Origin of the sequence: Cohaesibacter marisflavi (genome assembly GCF_963665895.2) — a bacterium.
In the GTDB taxonomy this organism is placed as follows: domain Bacteria; phylum Pseudomonadota; class Alphaproteobacteria; order Rhizobiales; family Cohaesibacteraceae; genus Cohaesibacter; species Cohaesibacter marisflavi.
Genome location: NZ_OY762534.1, coordinates 4,069,411 through 4,085,020, shown reverse-complemented (window position 1 = coordinate 4,085,020; position 15,610 = coordinate 4,069,411). Strand labels below are relative to the sequence as shown.

The 15,610-nt window shown below is 55.5% G+C and carries 12 protein-coding genes; 2 read left to right on the top strand and 10 right to left on the bottom strand.

Annotation, left to right across the window (positions count from 1 at the left end; translation table 11 throughout):
- The first annotated feature begins 256 nt into the window (after window positions 1-256).
- Window positions 257-1,315, top strand: coding sequence for an aldo/keto reductase (locus tag ACKPCT_RS19290; RefSeq protein ID WP_319567682.1), 1,059 nt, complete (start codon window positions 257-259; stop codon window positions 1,313-1,315).
- 114 nt (window positions 1,316-1,429) lie between these two features.
- Here the strand turns inward: ACKPCT_RS19290 and edd are convergent, their stop codons facing one another.
- From edd to ACKPCT_RS19240, 10 genes are all read right to left on the bottom strand, one after another.
- Complete coding sequence (gene edd / locus ACKPCT_RS19285) at window positions 1,430-3,244, bottom strand: phosphogluconate dehydratase (protein ID WP_319567681.1); 1,815 nt, start codon at window positions 3,242-3,244, stop codon at window positions 1,430-1,432.
- 121 nt (window positions 3,245-3,365) lie between these two features.
- Window positions 3,366-3,866: a gluconokinase gene (locus tag ACKPCT_RS19280; protein WP_319567680.1), complete on the bottom strand. Its 501-nt coding sequence runs from the start codon at window positions 3,864-3,866 to the stop codon at window positions 3,366-3,368.
- 96 nt (window positions 3,867-3,962) lie between these two features.
- Window positions 3,963-5,360, bottom strand: a complete 1,398-nt coding sequence (gndA, locus tag ACKPCT_RS19275; protein ID WP_319567679.1) for an NADP-dependent phosphogluconate dehydrogenase — start codon at window positions 5,358-5,360, stop codon at window positions 3,963-3,965.
- 12 nt (window positions 5,361-5,372) lie between these two features.
- On the bottom strand, window positions 5,373-6,296 hold the full coding sequence (locus ACKPCT_RS19270; RefSeq protein WP_319567678.1) for a 2-dehydro-3-deoxygalactonokinase: 924 nt from the start codon (window positions 6,294-6,296) through the stop codon (window positions 5,373-5,375).
- Complete coding sequence (locus tag ACKPCT_RS19265; protein ID WP_319567677.1) at window positions 6,293-6,934, bottom strand: 2-dehydro-3-deoxy-6-phosphogalactonate aldolase; 642 nt, start codon at window positions 6,932-6,934, stop codon at window positions 6,293-6,295. The genes ACKPCT_RS19270 and ACKPCT_RS19265 overlap by 4 nt, the downstream gene beginning before the upstream one ends.
- Window positions 6,928-8,076, bottom strand: a complete 1,149-nt coding sequence (dgoD, locus tag ACKPCT_RS19260; protein ID WP_319567676.1) for a galactonate dehydratase — start codon at window positions 8,074-8,076, stop codon at window positions 6,928-6,930. Before dgoD ends, ACKPCT_RS19265 begins: the two co-directional genes overlap by 7 nt.
- 88 nt (window positions 8,077-8,164) lie before the next feature.
- Window positions 8,165-9,493 carry a TRAP transporter large permease gene (locus tag ACKPCT_RS19255; RefSeq protein WP_090075331.1) on the bottom strand — a complete coding sequence of 443 codons (1,329 nt, stop codon included), beginning with the start codon at window positions 9,491-9,493 and terminating at the stop codon, window positions 8,165-8,167.
- A 2-nt stretch (window positions 9,494-9,495) separates the two neighbouring features.
- Window positions 9,496-10,074, bottom strand: a complete 579-nt coding sequence (locus ACKPCT_RS19250; protein ID WP_090075358.1) for a TRAP transporter small permease subunit — start codon at window positions 10,072-10,074, stop codon at window positions 9,496-9,498.
- 115 nt (window positions 10,075-10,189) lie between these two features.
- Window positions 10,190-11,224 (bottom strand): TRAP transporter substrate-binding protein, encoded by a 1,035-nt coding sequence (locus ACKPCT_RS19245; RefSeq protein WP_090075330.1) that lies wholly within the window; start codon window positions 11,222-11,224, stop codon window positions 10,190-10,192.
- A gap of 95 nt (window positions 11,225-11,319) precedes the next feature.
- Window positions 11,320-12,081 (bottom strand): FadR/GntR family transcriptional regulator, encoded by a 762-nt coding sequence (locus ACKPCT_RS19240; protein ID WP_210186841.1) that lies wholly within the window; start codon window positions 12,079-12,081, stop codon window positions 11,320-11,322.
- Between the two features lie 465 nt (window positions 12,082-12,546).
- Between ACKPCT_RS19240 and ACKPCT_RS19235 the strand changes: the two genes are divergently transcribed.
- Entirely contained in the window at window positions 12,547-15,366 is a 2,820-nt protein-coding gene (locus ACKPCT_RS19235) for a calcium-binding protein (RefSeq protein WP_319567675.1), read from the top strand.
- Window positions 15,367-15,610: the final 244 nt, after the last annotated feature.

The following is a 15,610-nucleotide window of genomic DNA, read 5'->3' as shown; positions in this document are numbered from 1 at the left end:
CCTCACAAGGTTTGTTTGTCCTTGCGAGATTGAAAATATGCAATATGCTCGGTATCCGGGATATGACAGTATCTCCACACAGATCCGATCGCACCTCACATGAAGATCAGGGATTTGGCACAAGCCCAAACCATTCATCCCAGCGAACCAACAGACGTAAACCGGGGTCTGCAGCAGGCGCTTCGCTTATTGGGCATTTCACGCCAACATCCATTCCGGGGGAGGGGCAAAGGCACGATCACATGAGGAAAGCACCATGAAATACAACTATCTGGGACATTCAGGGCTCAAGGTTTCCGCTTTACAGCTGGGCACCATGACATTTGGCGGCGAAGGCTTTTTCGCCAAGGCTGGCAATATTGATGTCAAAGGAGCCAAACGGCAGCTCGACATGATCGTTGAAGCCGGCGTCAACATGCTGGATACGTCCAACGTCTACTCCAAAGGCACCTCCGAGGAGGTTATCGGCCAAGCCATTGAAGGCCATCGTAACGACCTTCTGATTGCCACAAAGGTTCGCTTCCCAATGGGCGAAGGCCCAAACGACCGAGGCCTGTCGCGCCATCATATCATTGAGGCTTGCGAAGCAAGTCTGAAGCGCCTCAAGACCGATCACATCGATCTTTACTGGTGCCATGAATGGGACGGTATGACACCGGTGGAAGAAACCCTGCGTGCCATGGATGATCTGATGCAGGCGGGCAAAATACGCTATCTGGGCGTGTCCAACTTCTCTGGCTGGCACATCATGAAATATCTCAGCGCCGCAGAGAAAGAGCATTTGATCCGCCCCGTCGCACAGCAGATCCACTATACGCTTCAGGCCCGCGAAGCCGAGCAGGAGCTCCTGCCAGTGGGCATCGATCAGGGCCTTGGCGCCGTAATCTGGTCACCGCTGGCCTGCGGCCTGCTGACGGGCAAATATCGCCGTGGCAAACCCGATCCGGAAGGCACGCGCCGCGTTCAGGGTTGGACAGAGCCTCCCGTTCACGACATCGAAGCATTGTATGATATCGTCGAGGTGCTCATCGAAGTCGCTGATGGCTATGAAGGCGTCACCCCGGCGCAGGTGGCTCTGGCCTGGCTAACGAGCCGCCCCGGCGTCGCCAGCGCCATTGTCGGCGCTCGCAATGATGAACAGCTCGCAGACAATCTGAAAGCCGCAGAATTGACGCTCTCCCAAGAGGCCATTGAAAAGCTGGAAAAGGTCAGCCGTAAGCCGCTCCCCTATCCCTATTGGCATCAGAAAGCCACGGCATCGGATCGCCTGTCTCCAGCAGACTTGTCTCTCATCGGCCCGCATATGGAAGACTAGGCCGTCGGCAAGAGGCTGCTAATTGTCAGCTTTGATGCTTGACCCAAACAAAAATCGGACAGCGGTTTTCCATCCGCTGCCCGTTGTTTATCTCATAGAAGAACGAAACGGCCTTTAAAACTGGGTTGCTCCGGTTTCCACCGAACTGACCGAAGCCCGGAAAGTGGCAAAAAGTTCTCGCCCCATGCCGACATGCTGGTCGGAAAGGTCTGCAGTCACCGGCTCCCGCTCCAGCACGGCCGGATCAACAATGTCCAACACCCCGGTCCTGGCATCCACGCGCACGATATCGCCATCGCGCAACTTGGCGATCGGGCCGCCATCCAGCGCCTCAGGGCAGACATGGATCGCAGCAGGCACCTTGCCCGATGCACCGGACATACGCCCGTCAGTCACCAGCGCCACCTTGAGACCCCGCTCCTGCAAAATGCCAAGCACAGGCGTCAGGCTGTGCAACTCGGGCATGCCGTTCGCCTTGGGGCCCTGAAAGCGCACCACAACAATGGTGTCTGAAGTGAATTCATTCTGCTTGAAGGCCTGCTTGACGGCGTCCTGATCCTGAAAGATCCGGACCGGAGCTTCTATCACATGCCGTTCTGGCGCTACGGCAGACACCTTCATCACCGCTGTGCCCAAAGAGCCGGTCAGCTTTTTCAGCCCACCCTGACTTTGGAACGGATTGCTAATCGCACGTACGATCTTGTCATCAAGCGACCCGGCAGCCCCCTTCACCCACTCCGCTTCGCCGTTGGCATCAAGGCGTGGCTCCGTGGTGTAGGCTTCCATGCTGTCACCAACCACGCTCTTGGCATCTTCGTGCAGCATGCCTTCGCTCAGCAATTCGGCAACAACCACGCCCAGCCCACCAGCAGCATGGAACATGTTCACATCAGCAAGTCCGTTCGGATAAGCCCGCGCCAGCAGCGGCGTAACTTCCGAGATATCTTCGAAATCTTCAAGCGTGACAATCAGCCCTGCCGCCTTGGCCATGGCCACCAGATGAATGAGCAGATTGGTGGACCCCCCCGTCGCATTGAGCCCGACCATGCCATTCACGAACGCTTTCGCGTCCAGAATATCGGCAACGGGCCGGAAATCATTGCCCTTGGCCGTAATCGACAGCGCTTGCCTGACGGCAGCCCGTGTTACAGCATCCCTCAATTCGGTGCCCGGATTGATAAAGCTGGTACCCGGCATGTGAAGGCCCATGAATTCCATCAGCATCTGGTTGGAATTGGCCGTACCATAAAAGGTGCAGGTGCCCGCGCTGTGATAGGAGGCCATTTCCGAGGCGAGCAGCGCCTCGCGCCCCACCAGCCCCTTGGCATAATCTTGCCGCACCTTGGTCTTTTCCTCGTTACCCTGCCCAGAAGGCATCGGCCCGGCAGGCAAAAAGACAGCAGGCAAATGCCCGAATGTCGCAGCCCCGATCACGAGGCCGGGAACGATCTTGTCGCATACGCCAAGAAACACTGTGCTATCGAAAACATCATGAGACAGCGCCACACCAGTGGCCATGGCGATCAGATCGCGTGAAAAGAGCGAGATATCCATGCCATCCTGCCCCTGTGTCACCCCGTCACACATGGCCGGAACACCTCCGGCGACCTGCGCCGTGCCGCCAAAGCTGCGCGCGGTTTCACGGATGAGCTGAGGATAGTGCTCATAGGGCTGATGCGCCGAGAGCATGTCGTTATAGGCGGTCACGATGCCCACATTGGGAACGCGAGCACTCGCCAGATCAGGCTTGTCCACCTCGGGGGAAGCGGCGAAGGCATGGGCGAGATTGCCACAGGTCAGATGCGCACGCCCCGGTCCCTTCGCCTTGGCGGCCTCGACCTTGGCAAGATAGGCTGCGCGGCTATCCCGGCTGCGGTCCATGATGCGGTCTGTGACGCGTTTCAATGTATCATGAAGCGGTTTGCTCATGCTCGTCTCCTGGTCCTTTGACAGCCCTCTTCGCAGGGCCATGATATGCGGGCGAAAATGCGCGCGAGCAGAAAGAGGACCGACGATTGCGTCGGCCCGATCTCTTTGGCTTTCTCAAAAATCAGAGAAGCGGTTTCACCTTGCCAAGCAACTCCTCGGCCATGGCTTCAGGGTCTCGGGAAATATCGATGCGGATAACATCCTCTTCCCCATCGGGCACTTCCAGAGCGGCAATCTGGCTTTCGATCAGCTGCACTGGCATGAAATGGCTTTGCCGTTCGGCCATGCGGGCCCGCACCAGTTCCTTGGCCCCATCCAGAAAGATGAAGCGCAAGTTATCCGTAGCCTCTCTGAAAATATCGCGATAGGATTTACGCAGGGATGAGCAGCTTACCACCCGCGTTTCTCCGTTGGCATCCCAAGTGCGCATTGCATCTGCCAGAGTGGCAAGCCACGGCTTGCGATCCTCATCGCTGAGAGGAATGCCAGCGGCCATCTTCTTGACATTCTCGTCGGAATGATAGGCATCGCCTTCTTCAAACGGAACATTCAGACCATCAGCCAACAGCTGCCCGAGCGTTGATTTTCCGCTTCCCGAAATTCCCATGACGACAATAATCATGTCTCTGGCCTCACAGTTTCATGTCGTTGCGTTGTAGACGACAAGCGTCTTGTTCGTTTCTTCTTGTTCTTGGGTCCAGCCGCAAACGCCTCAAGCTCACTCCGCTTGTGCGTTCCAATCGAAGTGGAAGTGACCGGATTTGTCGGTGCGCTCAAATGTATGGGCACCAAAATAATCCCGTTGCCCCTGAATGAGGTTTGCGCCAACACAGGCGCTGCGCCGTCCATCCAGCCATGAAAGAGCCGAATAGAAGCAAGGCACCGGGGTGCCCGATACGGCAGCCATTCCAGCCACAGCCCGCATGGCGGTCTCGGATCCATTCAACAGACCGCCGGCATAGTCGCTTGCGAGCATGTCCGTGTCTTGCGGCATGGCGGCAATCGGGTCCAGCATGACCGAGCGAATGATGCAGCCTGCGCGCCAGCCGCGCGCGACAGCCGCAAGATCCGTATTCCAGCCGTTGGCGTCGGACGCCGCAGCAATCAGCTCAAGCCCCTGAATATAGCAGGCGAGCATGGCCGCTGGCAGCGCCGCGCCAATCTCTTCGGCCAGCGCCTCACCATTGATGCCCGCGCTCGGAGAGAGGCGTTTTTCAAGCGCCAGACGCTCCCGACCGGAAAGAGCCCGCGCCAGAAAGGCCGCAGCAATTGTCGGAATGGCAACGCCATATTCAAGCCCCGCTTCCGTCGTCCAGCGACCGGTGCCCTTGTGCCCTGCCGCATCCTTGATAACTTCGAGAATCGGACGATCCGTCTCAGGATCGATGGTGCCTGCAATGGCTGCGGAAATTTCCAGCAGATAGGAGGCTGCCGGACCGCGATTCCAACTGGAAAAGAGGGAGGAGATTTGTCCGTGGTCGCGTCCGGCAGGCCCAGACAGCAGCAAATAAGCCTCTGCGATGAGCTGCATCTGGGCATATTCAATGCCATTGTGAACAGTTTTAACGAAATGCCCTGCCCCGCCTGCGCCATGAGCCGCATAGCAGGCCCCGCCATCCGGCGCCTTGGCGGCAATGGCTGAGAAAAGATCATCGACATGAGCCAGCGCCGCACTGTCACCACCGGCCATCAAGGCAGGTCCGAAGCGCGCGCCGGTCTCTCCGCCAGAGACCCCAAGACCCACAAAAACCAGATTCTGGGCTTCGAGCAACGCGGCGCGACGCTCCGTATCCCGATAAAAGGAGTTGCCTCCGTCCATTACGATATCCCCTGCCACAAGCAGAGGCGCAAGGCGGGCGATCATCTCGTCCACCGGATCTCCGGCCTTGATCATCATCAGGATGCGGGCCGGCTTTTTCAAAGAGGCCACAAGGCCTTCAAGGCTATCGTGCAACCCGACGCTCGCACCCAGTGCCTCACGTGCCCCTTCCAACGCCTCTGGAAAGGCATCGTAAGCGGCAACGCTGAACCCGTGGTCGACAAAGTTGAGCGCCAGATTGCGCCCCATGACCCCGAGTCCGATAATGGCAATGTCTGCGAGTGTGCGGGTTTGCATCGAATTTCACCTTTATTTGCTGTTTACGCCATGCAGGGCTGCCAGAGCGCGAACCCCGGCGAGCGTTGCATCCTTGGAGGAAATGTGTCGGCTGGACAAACCCAGGTGGGACAGCGCATGACTGTAGGGTTTTGCAAGCCGGTCGGCACAAACAAGCAGAATTTCTCTGCCTTCGCATTCATAAATGTCACGCATTGCCCCGATTTCCGCACCAATCAACATGCCGGAAAGGAAACTTGCGGTCTGGGATTGCTCCAGATCGCCATAAAGCACACGCGCACGCGCCTTAAAGAGATGATTGAGCAGACCGCCCTCGCCTTCCACCTGACCGAGGCCTTTTTCAAAGCCATCGGAATCAAAGTCCGCTGACGGATCTGCCATCAGACCGAGGATCGAGTGTTTGCTCATCACCTCGTAGACTTCGCCCGTCATGGAGGTATGGAAGCGGGTGAAGACACCCTCCTGCATTTCGCACCATTTGCTATGGGTGCCCGGCAGGCAGACCAGACCACTTTGGCGACCAAGACTTGCCATGGCGCCGAAAATCTGCACCTCTTCACCGCGAATAACATCGGCATCCTGCGGTTGTCCGGACTGACGCACGCCGGGAATGATGTAGGTGTCGGCCATATCGGCCACCGGCACGATATCACGCACCAGCTCTTCCCCGCGCATGGGCAACGGTGGTTGCGGGGCTTGCTGCCAGCCTTGTGGCGCACCAACCATGCCAGCCAGATAAACCGGAATGGTCTCTTCGCTATCGGCCCGCCAGCCATCCAGCTGGCTCTTGGCGTAGGCGGAAAATTCACTACACTGCAGCGCCCGCATGCCTTTGCCTTCGGTGATCTCGGACAGGATGGTGCCGGTTTCCGCTTCCAGCAGCCACGCCCTAAAGGAGGTCGTCCCCCAATCGACAATGATCAGCTTCTTGGTCATTGCATATCCTTCCACTGGCCCACCAGCGCACGGGCAGAGCTTCTGACCTCTTCGTCAGACCGGCCAACTTTCCAGAGGTCCGAGCCAATACCGAAGCCGGCAGCACCTGCCGCTACATATTCTTCAAACTCGGCAGGGCCAACCCCGCCCACCGCCAGCACCCGCATCTGAGGTGGCAGCACGACCTTGACGTCCTTGATATATTGCCCACCCAAACGGGCTGCAGGGAAGAATTTCAACACCGTTGCACCCGAACGCGTCGCCAACAACGCTTCCGTTGGCGTCAGGCAACCGATGCAGGACGGCATGCCCAGTTCGTTGGCCTTCTTGATGACATCCGGATCGGTGTTGGGCGTAACGATAAAGCGTGCGCCCGCATCATAGACTGCCTGGACGTCTTCAGGGCTCAGCACAGTCCCCGCCCCGATCATAATGCCATCAGGAGCGGCCTCAACCATCTCCCGGATTGCATCGGTCGCATCCGCAGAGGTCAGTGGCACTTCGATGAGGGTGAAGCCTTCCTCCACAAGGATGGTAAGAAGAGTTTTAGCCCGCTCAGCCGGAACACCGCGTAAGATAGCCACAAGAGGCATCTTGGCAAAAGCGGTTTCGAACTGTTCGCTGAATGCACTTACCATTCTGCCACACTCCCGTCTTCATGACGCCAGATCGGGTTGTGCCAGTTGTGCCCTTCCTTGGAGCGTTCAATGACGAAGTCTTCATTGATTTCCACGCCCAGCCCTGGACCAGTCAGCGCATGCACATAGCCATCCTTGATGGTCAGCGGGCTCGGATCGACCATATAGTCGAGCACATCATTGCCCACATTGTAATGGATGCCCATGGACTGTTCCTGAATGAAGGCATTGTAGGACACAAAGTCCAGATGCAGCGAGGCTGCCAGCGTGCAAGGCCCGAGCGGACAATGCGGTGCGATGGCCACATCATAGGCTTCGGCCATGGCCGCAACCTTGAACACTTCGGTGATGCCGCCGCAATGGCTAAGGTCCGGCTGGATGATATCCACCATGCGCTGTTCCAGCACATCGCGGAAGCCATAACGCGAGAAGATACGTTCGCCCGAAGCGATGGGGTAGCCCAGGCCGCCACCGATTTCCTTAAGGCAGGAGAGATGCTCGGTCAGCACCGGCTCTTCAACAAACATCGGGTGATATTGTTCCAGCTCGCGCAACAACGCCTTGGCCATGGGGCGATGCACCCGGCCATGGAAGTCGATGGCGATACCGACATCCGGCCCCACCGCTTGGCGCGCTTCGGCCACGCGGGACACCGCATCATCAATCTTGGCGTGGCTATCGACAAAGGCCATTTCCGGTGTGCCGTTCATCTTGAAGGCGGTAAAGCCACTGGCAACCACTTCCTTGGCCTGTCGTCCCACATCGTTGGGCCGATCGCCACCAATCCAGCAATACATACGCATCTTGTCGCGCAGCTTGCCACCAAGCAATTCATGCACTGGCACACCCAGCGCCTTGCCCTTGATATCCCAAAGCGCCTGATCGATACCGGCAATGGCTGACATCAGAATCGGACCACCACGATAGAAACCGGTTCTATACAGCATCTGCCAGATATCCTGGATATGGCGCGGATCGCGGCCCACCAGAATTTCAGCCATTTCTTCAACGGCCGCCTGAACCGTGCGGGCTCGTCCTTCGATGACCGGCTCACCCCAGCCGCTGATACCTTCATCAGTTTCGATTTTGACAAACATCCAGCGGGGGGGAACCAGCCATGTTGTGAGCTTTGTAATTTTCATTTTCAGCATCCGCTCTTTGGAATTTTCGGGAGAGATCCGACGGCCGGCTCTCAAACTTATCGCCGCCGGATCCTGTCTTGTTAGGCCGTTAGTTCACCATCCACAATACGATGTCCGGGAAAGCAAGCATGATGGCCAGAACAGTCAACTGCATCAGGATGAATGGCCACAGGGAGGAGAAGATATCTCCCAGAGAGATCTCGGGTGGCGCAACCCCCTTCAGATAGAAGGCTGCCGGTCCAAACGGCGGGCTGAGGAAGGAGACCTGCATGTTGATCGCAAACAACACACCGAACCAGATCGGGTCATAGCCCAGCTGGGTGATGATCGGTACGAAGATTGGCAGGGTCAGCATTGCAATCCCGATCCAGTCGAGGAACAGGCCCAGCACCAGAAGGATCAGCATCATGACCATAATGATGACGACAGGGGCTGCATCCAGTCCAAGGATCGTGTTGGAAACGAAGCGGTTACCACCCATCAGGTTGTAGACACCAACCAGCGTGGCCGCACCGACACCAATCCAGACAATCATACCGCAGGTGGTAAGGGTCTGCATCACGCTCTGATGAATGAGCTTGAAGGAAAACTCGCGACGGATGGCCGTTGCAGCCAGCACGCCGAACACACCCATTGCAGCCGCTTCCGTCACAGAAGCAATACCGGCATAGATGGTACCAAGCACCATGAAGGCAATCGCAGCAGGCAGCAGGATCGATTTGATCGCCTGACGCCGAGCAACCTTGCGCTCTTCTGGTTCCATCGGAGGCATTGGCGGTGCCAGTTCCGGATTGATCAGGCAGCGGCTCAGAACATAGGTCATGTAAAGGCCGGCGAGCATGACACCCGGCACGACAGCTGCGACGAACAGGTCAGCAATGGAAACCGAAGCGATCAGGCCGTAGATGATCAGCACGATGGATGGTGGGATCATGGTACCCAGAGACCCACCACCGCAGACCACGCCGATGGCGATCTTGCGATCATAGCCAAGACGAAGCATCTGAGGCAGGGCAAGGATACCCAGGAGAACGATCTCACCGCCGATAATGCCGGACATGGCAGCCAAGAAAACGGATACAATCAGGGTCTGAATGGCAACACCACCGGGTAATCGTCCGGCGAGCACCCTCATGCCCGAGAATAAGTCCTTGGCTATCCCCGATCGGTCTAACAAGGATGCCATAAAGACAAACATGGGCACCGCGACAAGGGAATATTCGGTGATAAAGCCATAAACACGGCTGATGACAAGAGGAATAGCGTTGGGACCGAACCAGCCGACGGTAAAGACCATGGCGACCAGACCGGTAACGAAAGCGAGAGGAAGTCCGGTGAGCAGCAGCAAAAAGATACTGCCGACAAGAACATAAGTGCCCCATTCAATGCCCAGGGCTTGCAGGCCAAGTCCACCCATGGTCACTTCTCCTCGCTTTTGTTGTTTTCATTGACCGCGCGGATAGCCTTGATGACATGCAGAATGGACTGCACGGTCATGATCGCCATGGCGGTGAGGATAATGCCCTTGGTGAGGGCCGGGAACGGCGGGTTCCAGCTGGTACCGGAGCGTTCCAGTTGCCATGCACCACTTGGATTGTGCGAAGAGCGCCAGAACAGAACAAAGGCTGCATAGGACATGGCGATGGAAAACAGGAAGGTCACGATCGTGTTGAACACATCCAGAATTTTGCGGGTCTTGGTAGACACCGTATCGTAGATGATACGAACACGGATATGCTTGTCGCGCGCAAGGGCGATCGGGCCGCCCAGAGCGAAGATGATCGCGATCATGAAGACCGTGGTCTCGTGCACCCAGGATGTAGGGCTATCGAAGACATACCGGCTGATAACTTCTGTGACGCTGATGGCCATGGCGATAAAGACCAGCCAGGCCAGGCCGCGTCCGCACCAGTCGATGGCAGCGTCAAGCGGCGTGCGGATCTCCCCATCCACGCCAGCCGGTTCCGGCGAGGCGGGAGTGTTGGAATCAATTGACATTTGAGAAACTTTCGCAGGATCGGCCATGCGACGCATCCGGATTAGACGCGCCAGACGTGACACCAGAAATCGAGCAAGCGCCCGGCGGGACAAACCCGCCGGACATTGGGGTATTTTACATGAGGTTCCGTTTCGTCAGGAAGGCGACGACCGAGTCATAGACTTTCTGGGTCAGCTCGTTCTTCTTGGCCCAGTTGGCCCATTCTTCCTTGGCGATGTTACGGAATTTTTTGCGTTCTTCCGGAGCCATATCGATGATTTCGATATTCGGATCAGCGCGCGCTTCTTCAACGGCATCCAGATCGCGAGCCTTCAGTTTGAAGACAAGATCATAAGCCAGATCGTCGGTAGCGACTTCCATGGCAGTCTTGATGTCTTCAGGCAGGCCGTCCCAGATTTCCTTGTTCATGGAAACGGCAACCATTGGCAGGGAGTGGAAGCCCGGATAGTTCGGATAACGGGCGAACTGATGCAGGCCCTGAGCCTGGTTGGTTGAGAACACGGTGTAGTCGGCCGCGTCGATCACACCTTTTTCAAGACCGGTGTAAACTTCAGACCCCGGCAGGTTCACCGGCGAAGCGCCAGCTTTGGAGAAAATCTCGTAAACCATGCCTTCTGGTGCACGAACCTTAAGGCCTTTAAGATCGGCAACAGTGCGGATCGGCTTCTTAGTTACGAAGGCTTCAAGACCGGTTGCAGCAGCACCGATGAGATGCACATTGTAAGGTTCGACCAGCTCGTTATAAAGCTGTTCACCGCCACCATATTTCATATATTCAAGGAATTCGAGCGGATCGCCCCATGCGCCAACAAGGTTGCCGAGCATGGAGAAAGCCGGATCGATACCGGAGAAATAGCTTGGATCGGTGAGATGACCCTGCAGAATGCCGGAGCGGACTGCATCAAGGGTCTGGTTGTGAGGAACAACAGCGCCGGTTGGCAAAATCTCAATATTGACGCGTCCTTGCGTCATCTTCTCGATATTGTCAGCCCATTGTTTCTTGATTTCAAACTGTGGCTCGCCGGTATTTTCGGACGTCTGGAAGGTCCATTCGTAATCAGCAGCAACTGCCTGATTGGCCATGATCAGACCAAGAGCAGCACCAACGAACAAACCTCCGCTTGCACGAAGCAGTTTCGACAGAGTCATATGAGTCCTCCTTGCTCATTTGCCGGCTCCCATGCCGGCATTAAAAAAACTAGTCGGAACTTGAGCCCCTTCCGGGATCCTCCCGCAATTGCGGATTAGGTTTCTTTTTCCCCCGGGGTTTCCTCAAATCCCAAATCGTAGCCGGTCTGAGACAAAATGCGCGTAGCGGCTACATGCGCAGCGTCGGAATCCCGCATCCGGATTGCTTCCATCAAACGACGGTGGCGCTCCAGACTTTCGCGAAGCTCTTCGGCTGTCTCGTTACTGGTTTTGATCACCAGCAAGATCGCGGGGCGCAGAATGTGAACAATCTGAGCCCAAACCAAGTTATGTGTCGCGCGATAGATCGCTTCGTGAAAAGCGATATCGGCTTGAGAAAAACTCACCCGCTCTCCCAGCGAGGCCCGTCTCTCCCAGTTTGCCTCCATCACATTGAAGGCTTCCTCCATTGCCAGCAGATCACGCGCCGTGGCCCGCTTGGCCGCCAAAGTGGCGATGAGTGGTTCGGTTGTTACGCGGAACTCGAAAACGTCATGCAGAACCCCAAGGTTCGGCGCAGCATAATCGGCGATCCACTGGCTGACCTGGCTATCAAGAAAGTTCCATTCGCGAAATTCCTGAACCGTAGTCCCCCGTCCGGCACGACGCGCAACAATACCCAGCGTTTCCAGCAACTGCAGCGCCGAGCGCACGGATGCTCGGCTGATCTGGTGCGTTGCCGCCAGTTCGGTTTCTGGAGGCAGCGTATCCCCAGGAACCAGAGACCCATCGAAAACGAGTTTCGCCAGCTCGTCGGCCAGTAAGCCTCCAACCGCTTTCGAATTGCCTGTTTTCGATATTTCCGCCGTATTGGTCATCGTGTCTTTCCACTCTCTGTCTGAACAAGCTATTCCAATTGTCTGACATTTGCAACACAAAAATCTGACAAAATGCACAAGGTGTCAGTCCATAGACACCCAAAAGTATAACTATGCCGAATATTGCTCTTTTAACAATTGGCATAAATCAACGTCCGCCAACCTTTACAGCATTGGCAGGCTTATTGGTTCCAAGAGTTCGGTTTTTATAAACGGGAAACAAAATACATATTCTTTTTCCATTATCGCTACAAATGGAAGCGTTTGGGACAACTACTGATTGACACCCATGACGATCAGAGCAACAGAAATGAATATGTTTTCCGAGAGACGGGTTTGTCCGCAAGGAGCATCGCAGATCGGGCCTTCAGTCCGATAACCACGCCCCTTTGATATTGTTTTTTCGAAGAGGCTTATCGCCCAATATTGTCTTCGTTTTTCAGCATACGCATACAGGAATAAAATATGGCTCAGGTAACCTATTATCAGGCAGCATCAGGTGTAGATTTTAACGTTGACGGGATGGAAGACGGCTCACTCTTTAATGTAAGCAGCACCCAATTTTCGATCTCCAATACTGACGGCACTCGGATCACCCTGTTTGGCAACAACATCACGTCAATTGGCTTTGGTGATGATCTGGAAGTGACAGGTGGCACCATAACCCGCGCCCTGCTCATTGATGCCAATGGTAACACGATGGTTGAAGCAACCGATTTCAGCATATCTCTAGAGTCCTTTATTGCCACATTGGATGCGGTTGACTGGAACGCATCCGCTCTGGATTCAAGTTTCGAGACCGCGTTCGATTATTTCTATTCTCTTGCCGTGACAGGTGGCAGCTCAATCGACGCGAGCGCTACCCAGGGCACAGAAGCCACGCCCATCGAACTGAATGGTGACAGGGGCGATGACACCATTACCGGTGGCGATGGCGCTGATCTAATCTTCGCATATAAGGGCGACGATACCATCAACGGCAACGCTGGAAACGACATCATCTATGGTATGGATAATGATGATACGATCCATGGCGGTGATGGCGACGATCAACTTTACGGTGGCTACGGCAACGACGTGCTTTATGCTGGCGCTGGCGAAGACTATCTTGATGGCGGACCGGGCAATGACACTATTTATGTCACAAAGGCCGCAACCGATGACGATGACAACACCATCGTGACCGGTGAGGGAAACGATACTGTCATCCTGACAAACGACCTTGCCTATATATGCATGAACTACAGCTTCGTGAACGAGGGGATCGTTGCCAATCTGTCAACCGGTCTGATTCAATCCAGCACCAAGACAGACCGCGTCCTGCTCAATGGGGGTGATGTTGACCGGTTCATTGGCACAGCATTTGACGACACCATCACGACGGATGCCCAAGGCACATTGCTGATCTCGCTTGGGGGCAATGATACCCTGATCGGTGGAGCAGGCAACGATACCGTCTCCTATTATTATGACTATTCCAATGGTGGCACGAATGCCGTAACGGTCAATCTGGCAACCGGCATTGCCACCGATGGCTTTGGCGATACGGACAGCCTGTCCGGGATCGAGAGGGTTCGGGGGACCTTCCTTCCTGATACCTTCATCGGCTCGGACGCCGATGAAATCTTCCTTGGCTTAGGCGGAAATGACAAGATTTCCGGCGGTGGTGGCTTCGATATGGTCGACTATCACAAGGACGACAACAAACTTGGGCTTTACAACAATTTCGGCACAGCTGGCGTGATTGTGAATCTGGCAAGAGGAACAGCGACAGACGGCTATGGCGACACAGACATCTTGTCAGGCATAGAAGGCGCCAAAGGCACAGACCAGGACGACACCCTCATCGGCTCCGCAGTTCATAACGAGCTCTTGGGCAAAGAGGGCAATGACACCCTCAAAGGTTTGGCGGGCGCTGACCTGCTCAGTGGCAGCGATGGCAACGACATCCTCTACGGGGGCGCAGGGGTAGACACGATGATCGGCGGCGCCGGCAACGACACATTCTATGTCGACAACAGCAGTGATATCGTCACAGAAACCGCAGGCGAAGGCACGGACAGAGTGTTCAGTTCAGCCAGCTATAACCTCAAAAACACCAGCCAATATATCGAAAACATCACTCTGACCGGCAAGGCAGACCTTAACGCCACAGGCAATATGCAAGCCAACAACATGAGCGGCAACATCGGAGACAATCATCTCTATGGTCTTATTGGGAATGATACCCTGTCGGGCCTTGCTGGCGACGATACCCTCAACGGCGGCGATGGCAATGACAGGCTGTTCGGCAACCTTGGCAACGACACCCTGAACGGTGGCAACGGCGACGACAGGCTTTTTGGTCATGCAGGAGCCGATACGCTCTTCGGCAATGTGGGCAAGGATACCCTCAGCGGTGGCGCGGGTAATGACAAGCTCTTTGGCGGCATCGGAAATGACATTCTCAACGGCAATGATGGCGCCGATGTGCTCCATGGCAACCAGCATAGCGACACCCTCAATGGCGGCAACGGCAACGACACACTCTTTGGCGATCTGGGCAACGACAAACTCTTTGGCGGCGCCGGAGATGACATCCTCAATGGTAATGATGGAGTTGACACGCTTCACGGCAACCAGAACAACGACACCCTCAACGGCGGCAACGGCAACGACATCCTCTTTGGCGACCTAGGCAATGACAAGCTCTTTGGTGGTGCCGGAGATGATAAGCTCAACGGCAACGCCGGTGCTGATACGCTCCACGGCAACCAACATAACGACACTCTTAACGGTGGTCTTGGTGATGACAAGTTGTTCGGTGATCTCGGCAACGACCATTTGTTCGGCAATCAGGGCAACGACTCACTCACCGGCGGTGCGGGTAATGACAGCCTGAACGGCGGCATCGGAAATGACATTCTGGGAGCAGGCGCAGGCGCCGACACCCTGATTGGCAGCCTCGGTGCAGACGTCCTGTTTGCTGGCAACGACAATGCTCAGGACACATTCGTATTCTCTAGTGTCAATGACAGCGTGACCGGAGCCAATCATGACAAGCTTCACATGTTTGACAGTGGCGAGGATATCATCGATCTTTCCGCTATCGACGCCAATAGCGCCACCTCGGTAGACGACAGCTTTACCTTCAGCGGCACAACAGCGGATGCTCACGCTGTTTGGTATCAAGCCAGCGGCTCTGACCTGTTTGTCTTTGCTGATACGGACGGCGATGCCTCGGCAGATTTTGAAATCCAACTCATGGACACCCAGACTCTGGTCGATACAGATTTCATCCTTTAAAGGCGTAGCCAACATAAGTCCTTAAAAATTAAGCTTTACAAGCGAATCCACTTTAAACGGTGGACTCGCTTTATTTGTTTCGTTTTATTACAATTTGGAAATACCCGCCGTGTTAAGTGGTTAAACAATGCTAATAGCATTGTAGCAATTGACATTTCTTTCGTCATTGCGCATGCAACATGGTAAGAAAAACCGTCTTTTTATTTCTATTTTTTCCTCGCAACGGAGGTATAGCGTGCCAAGA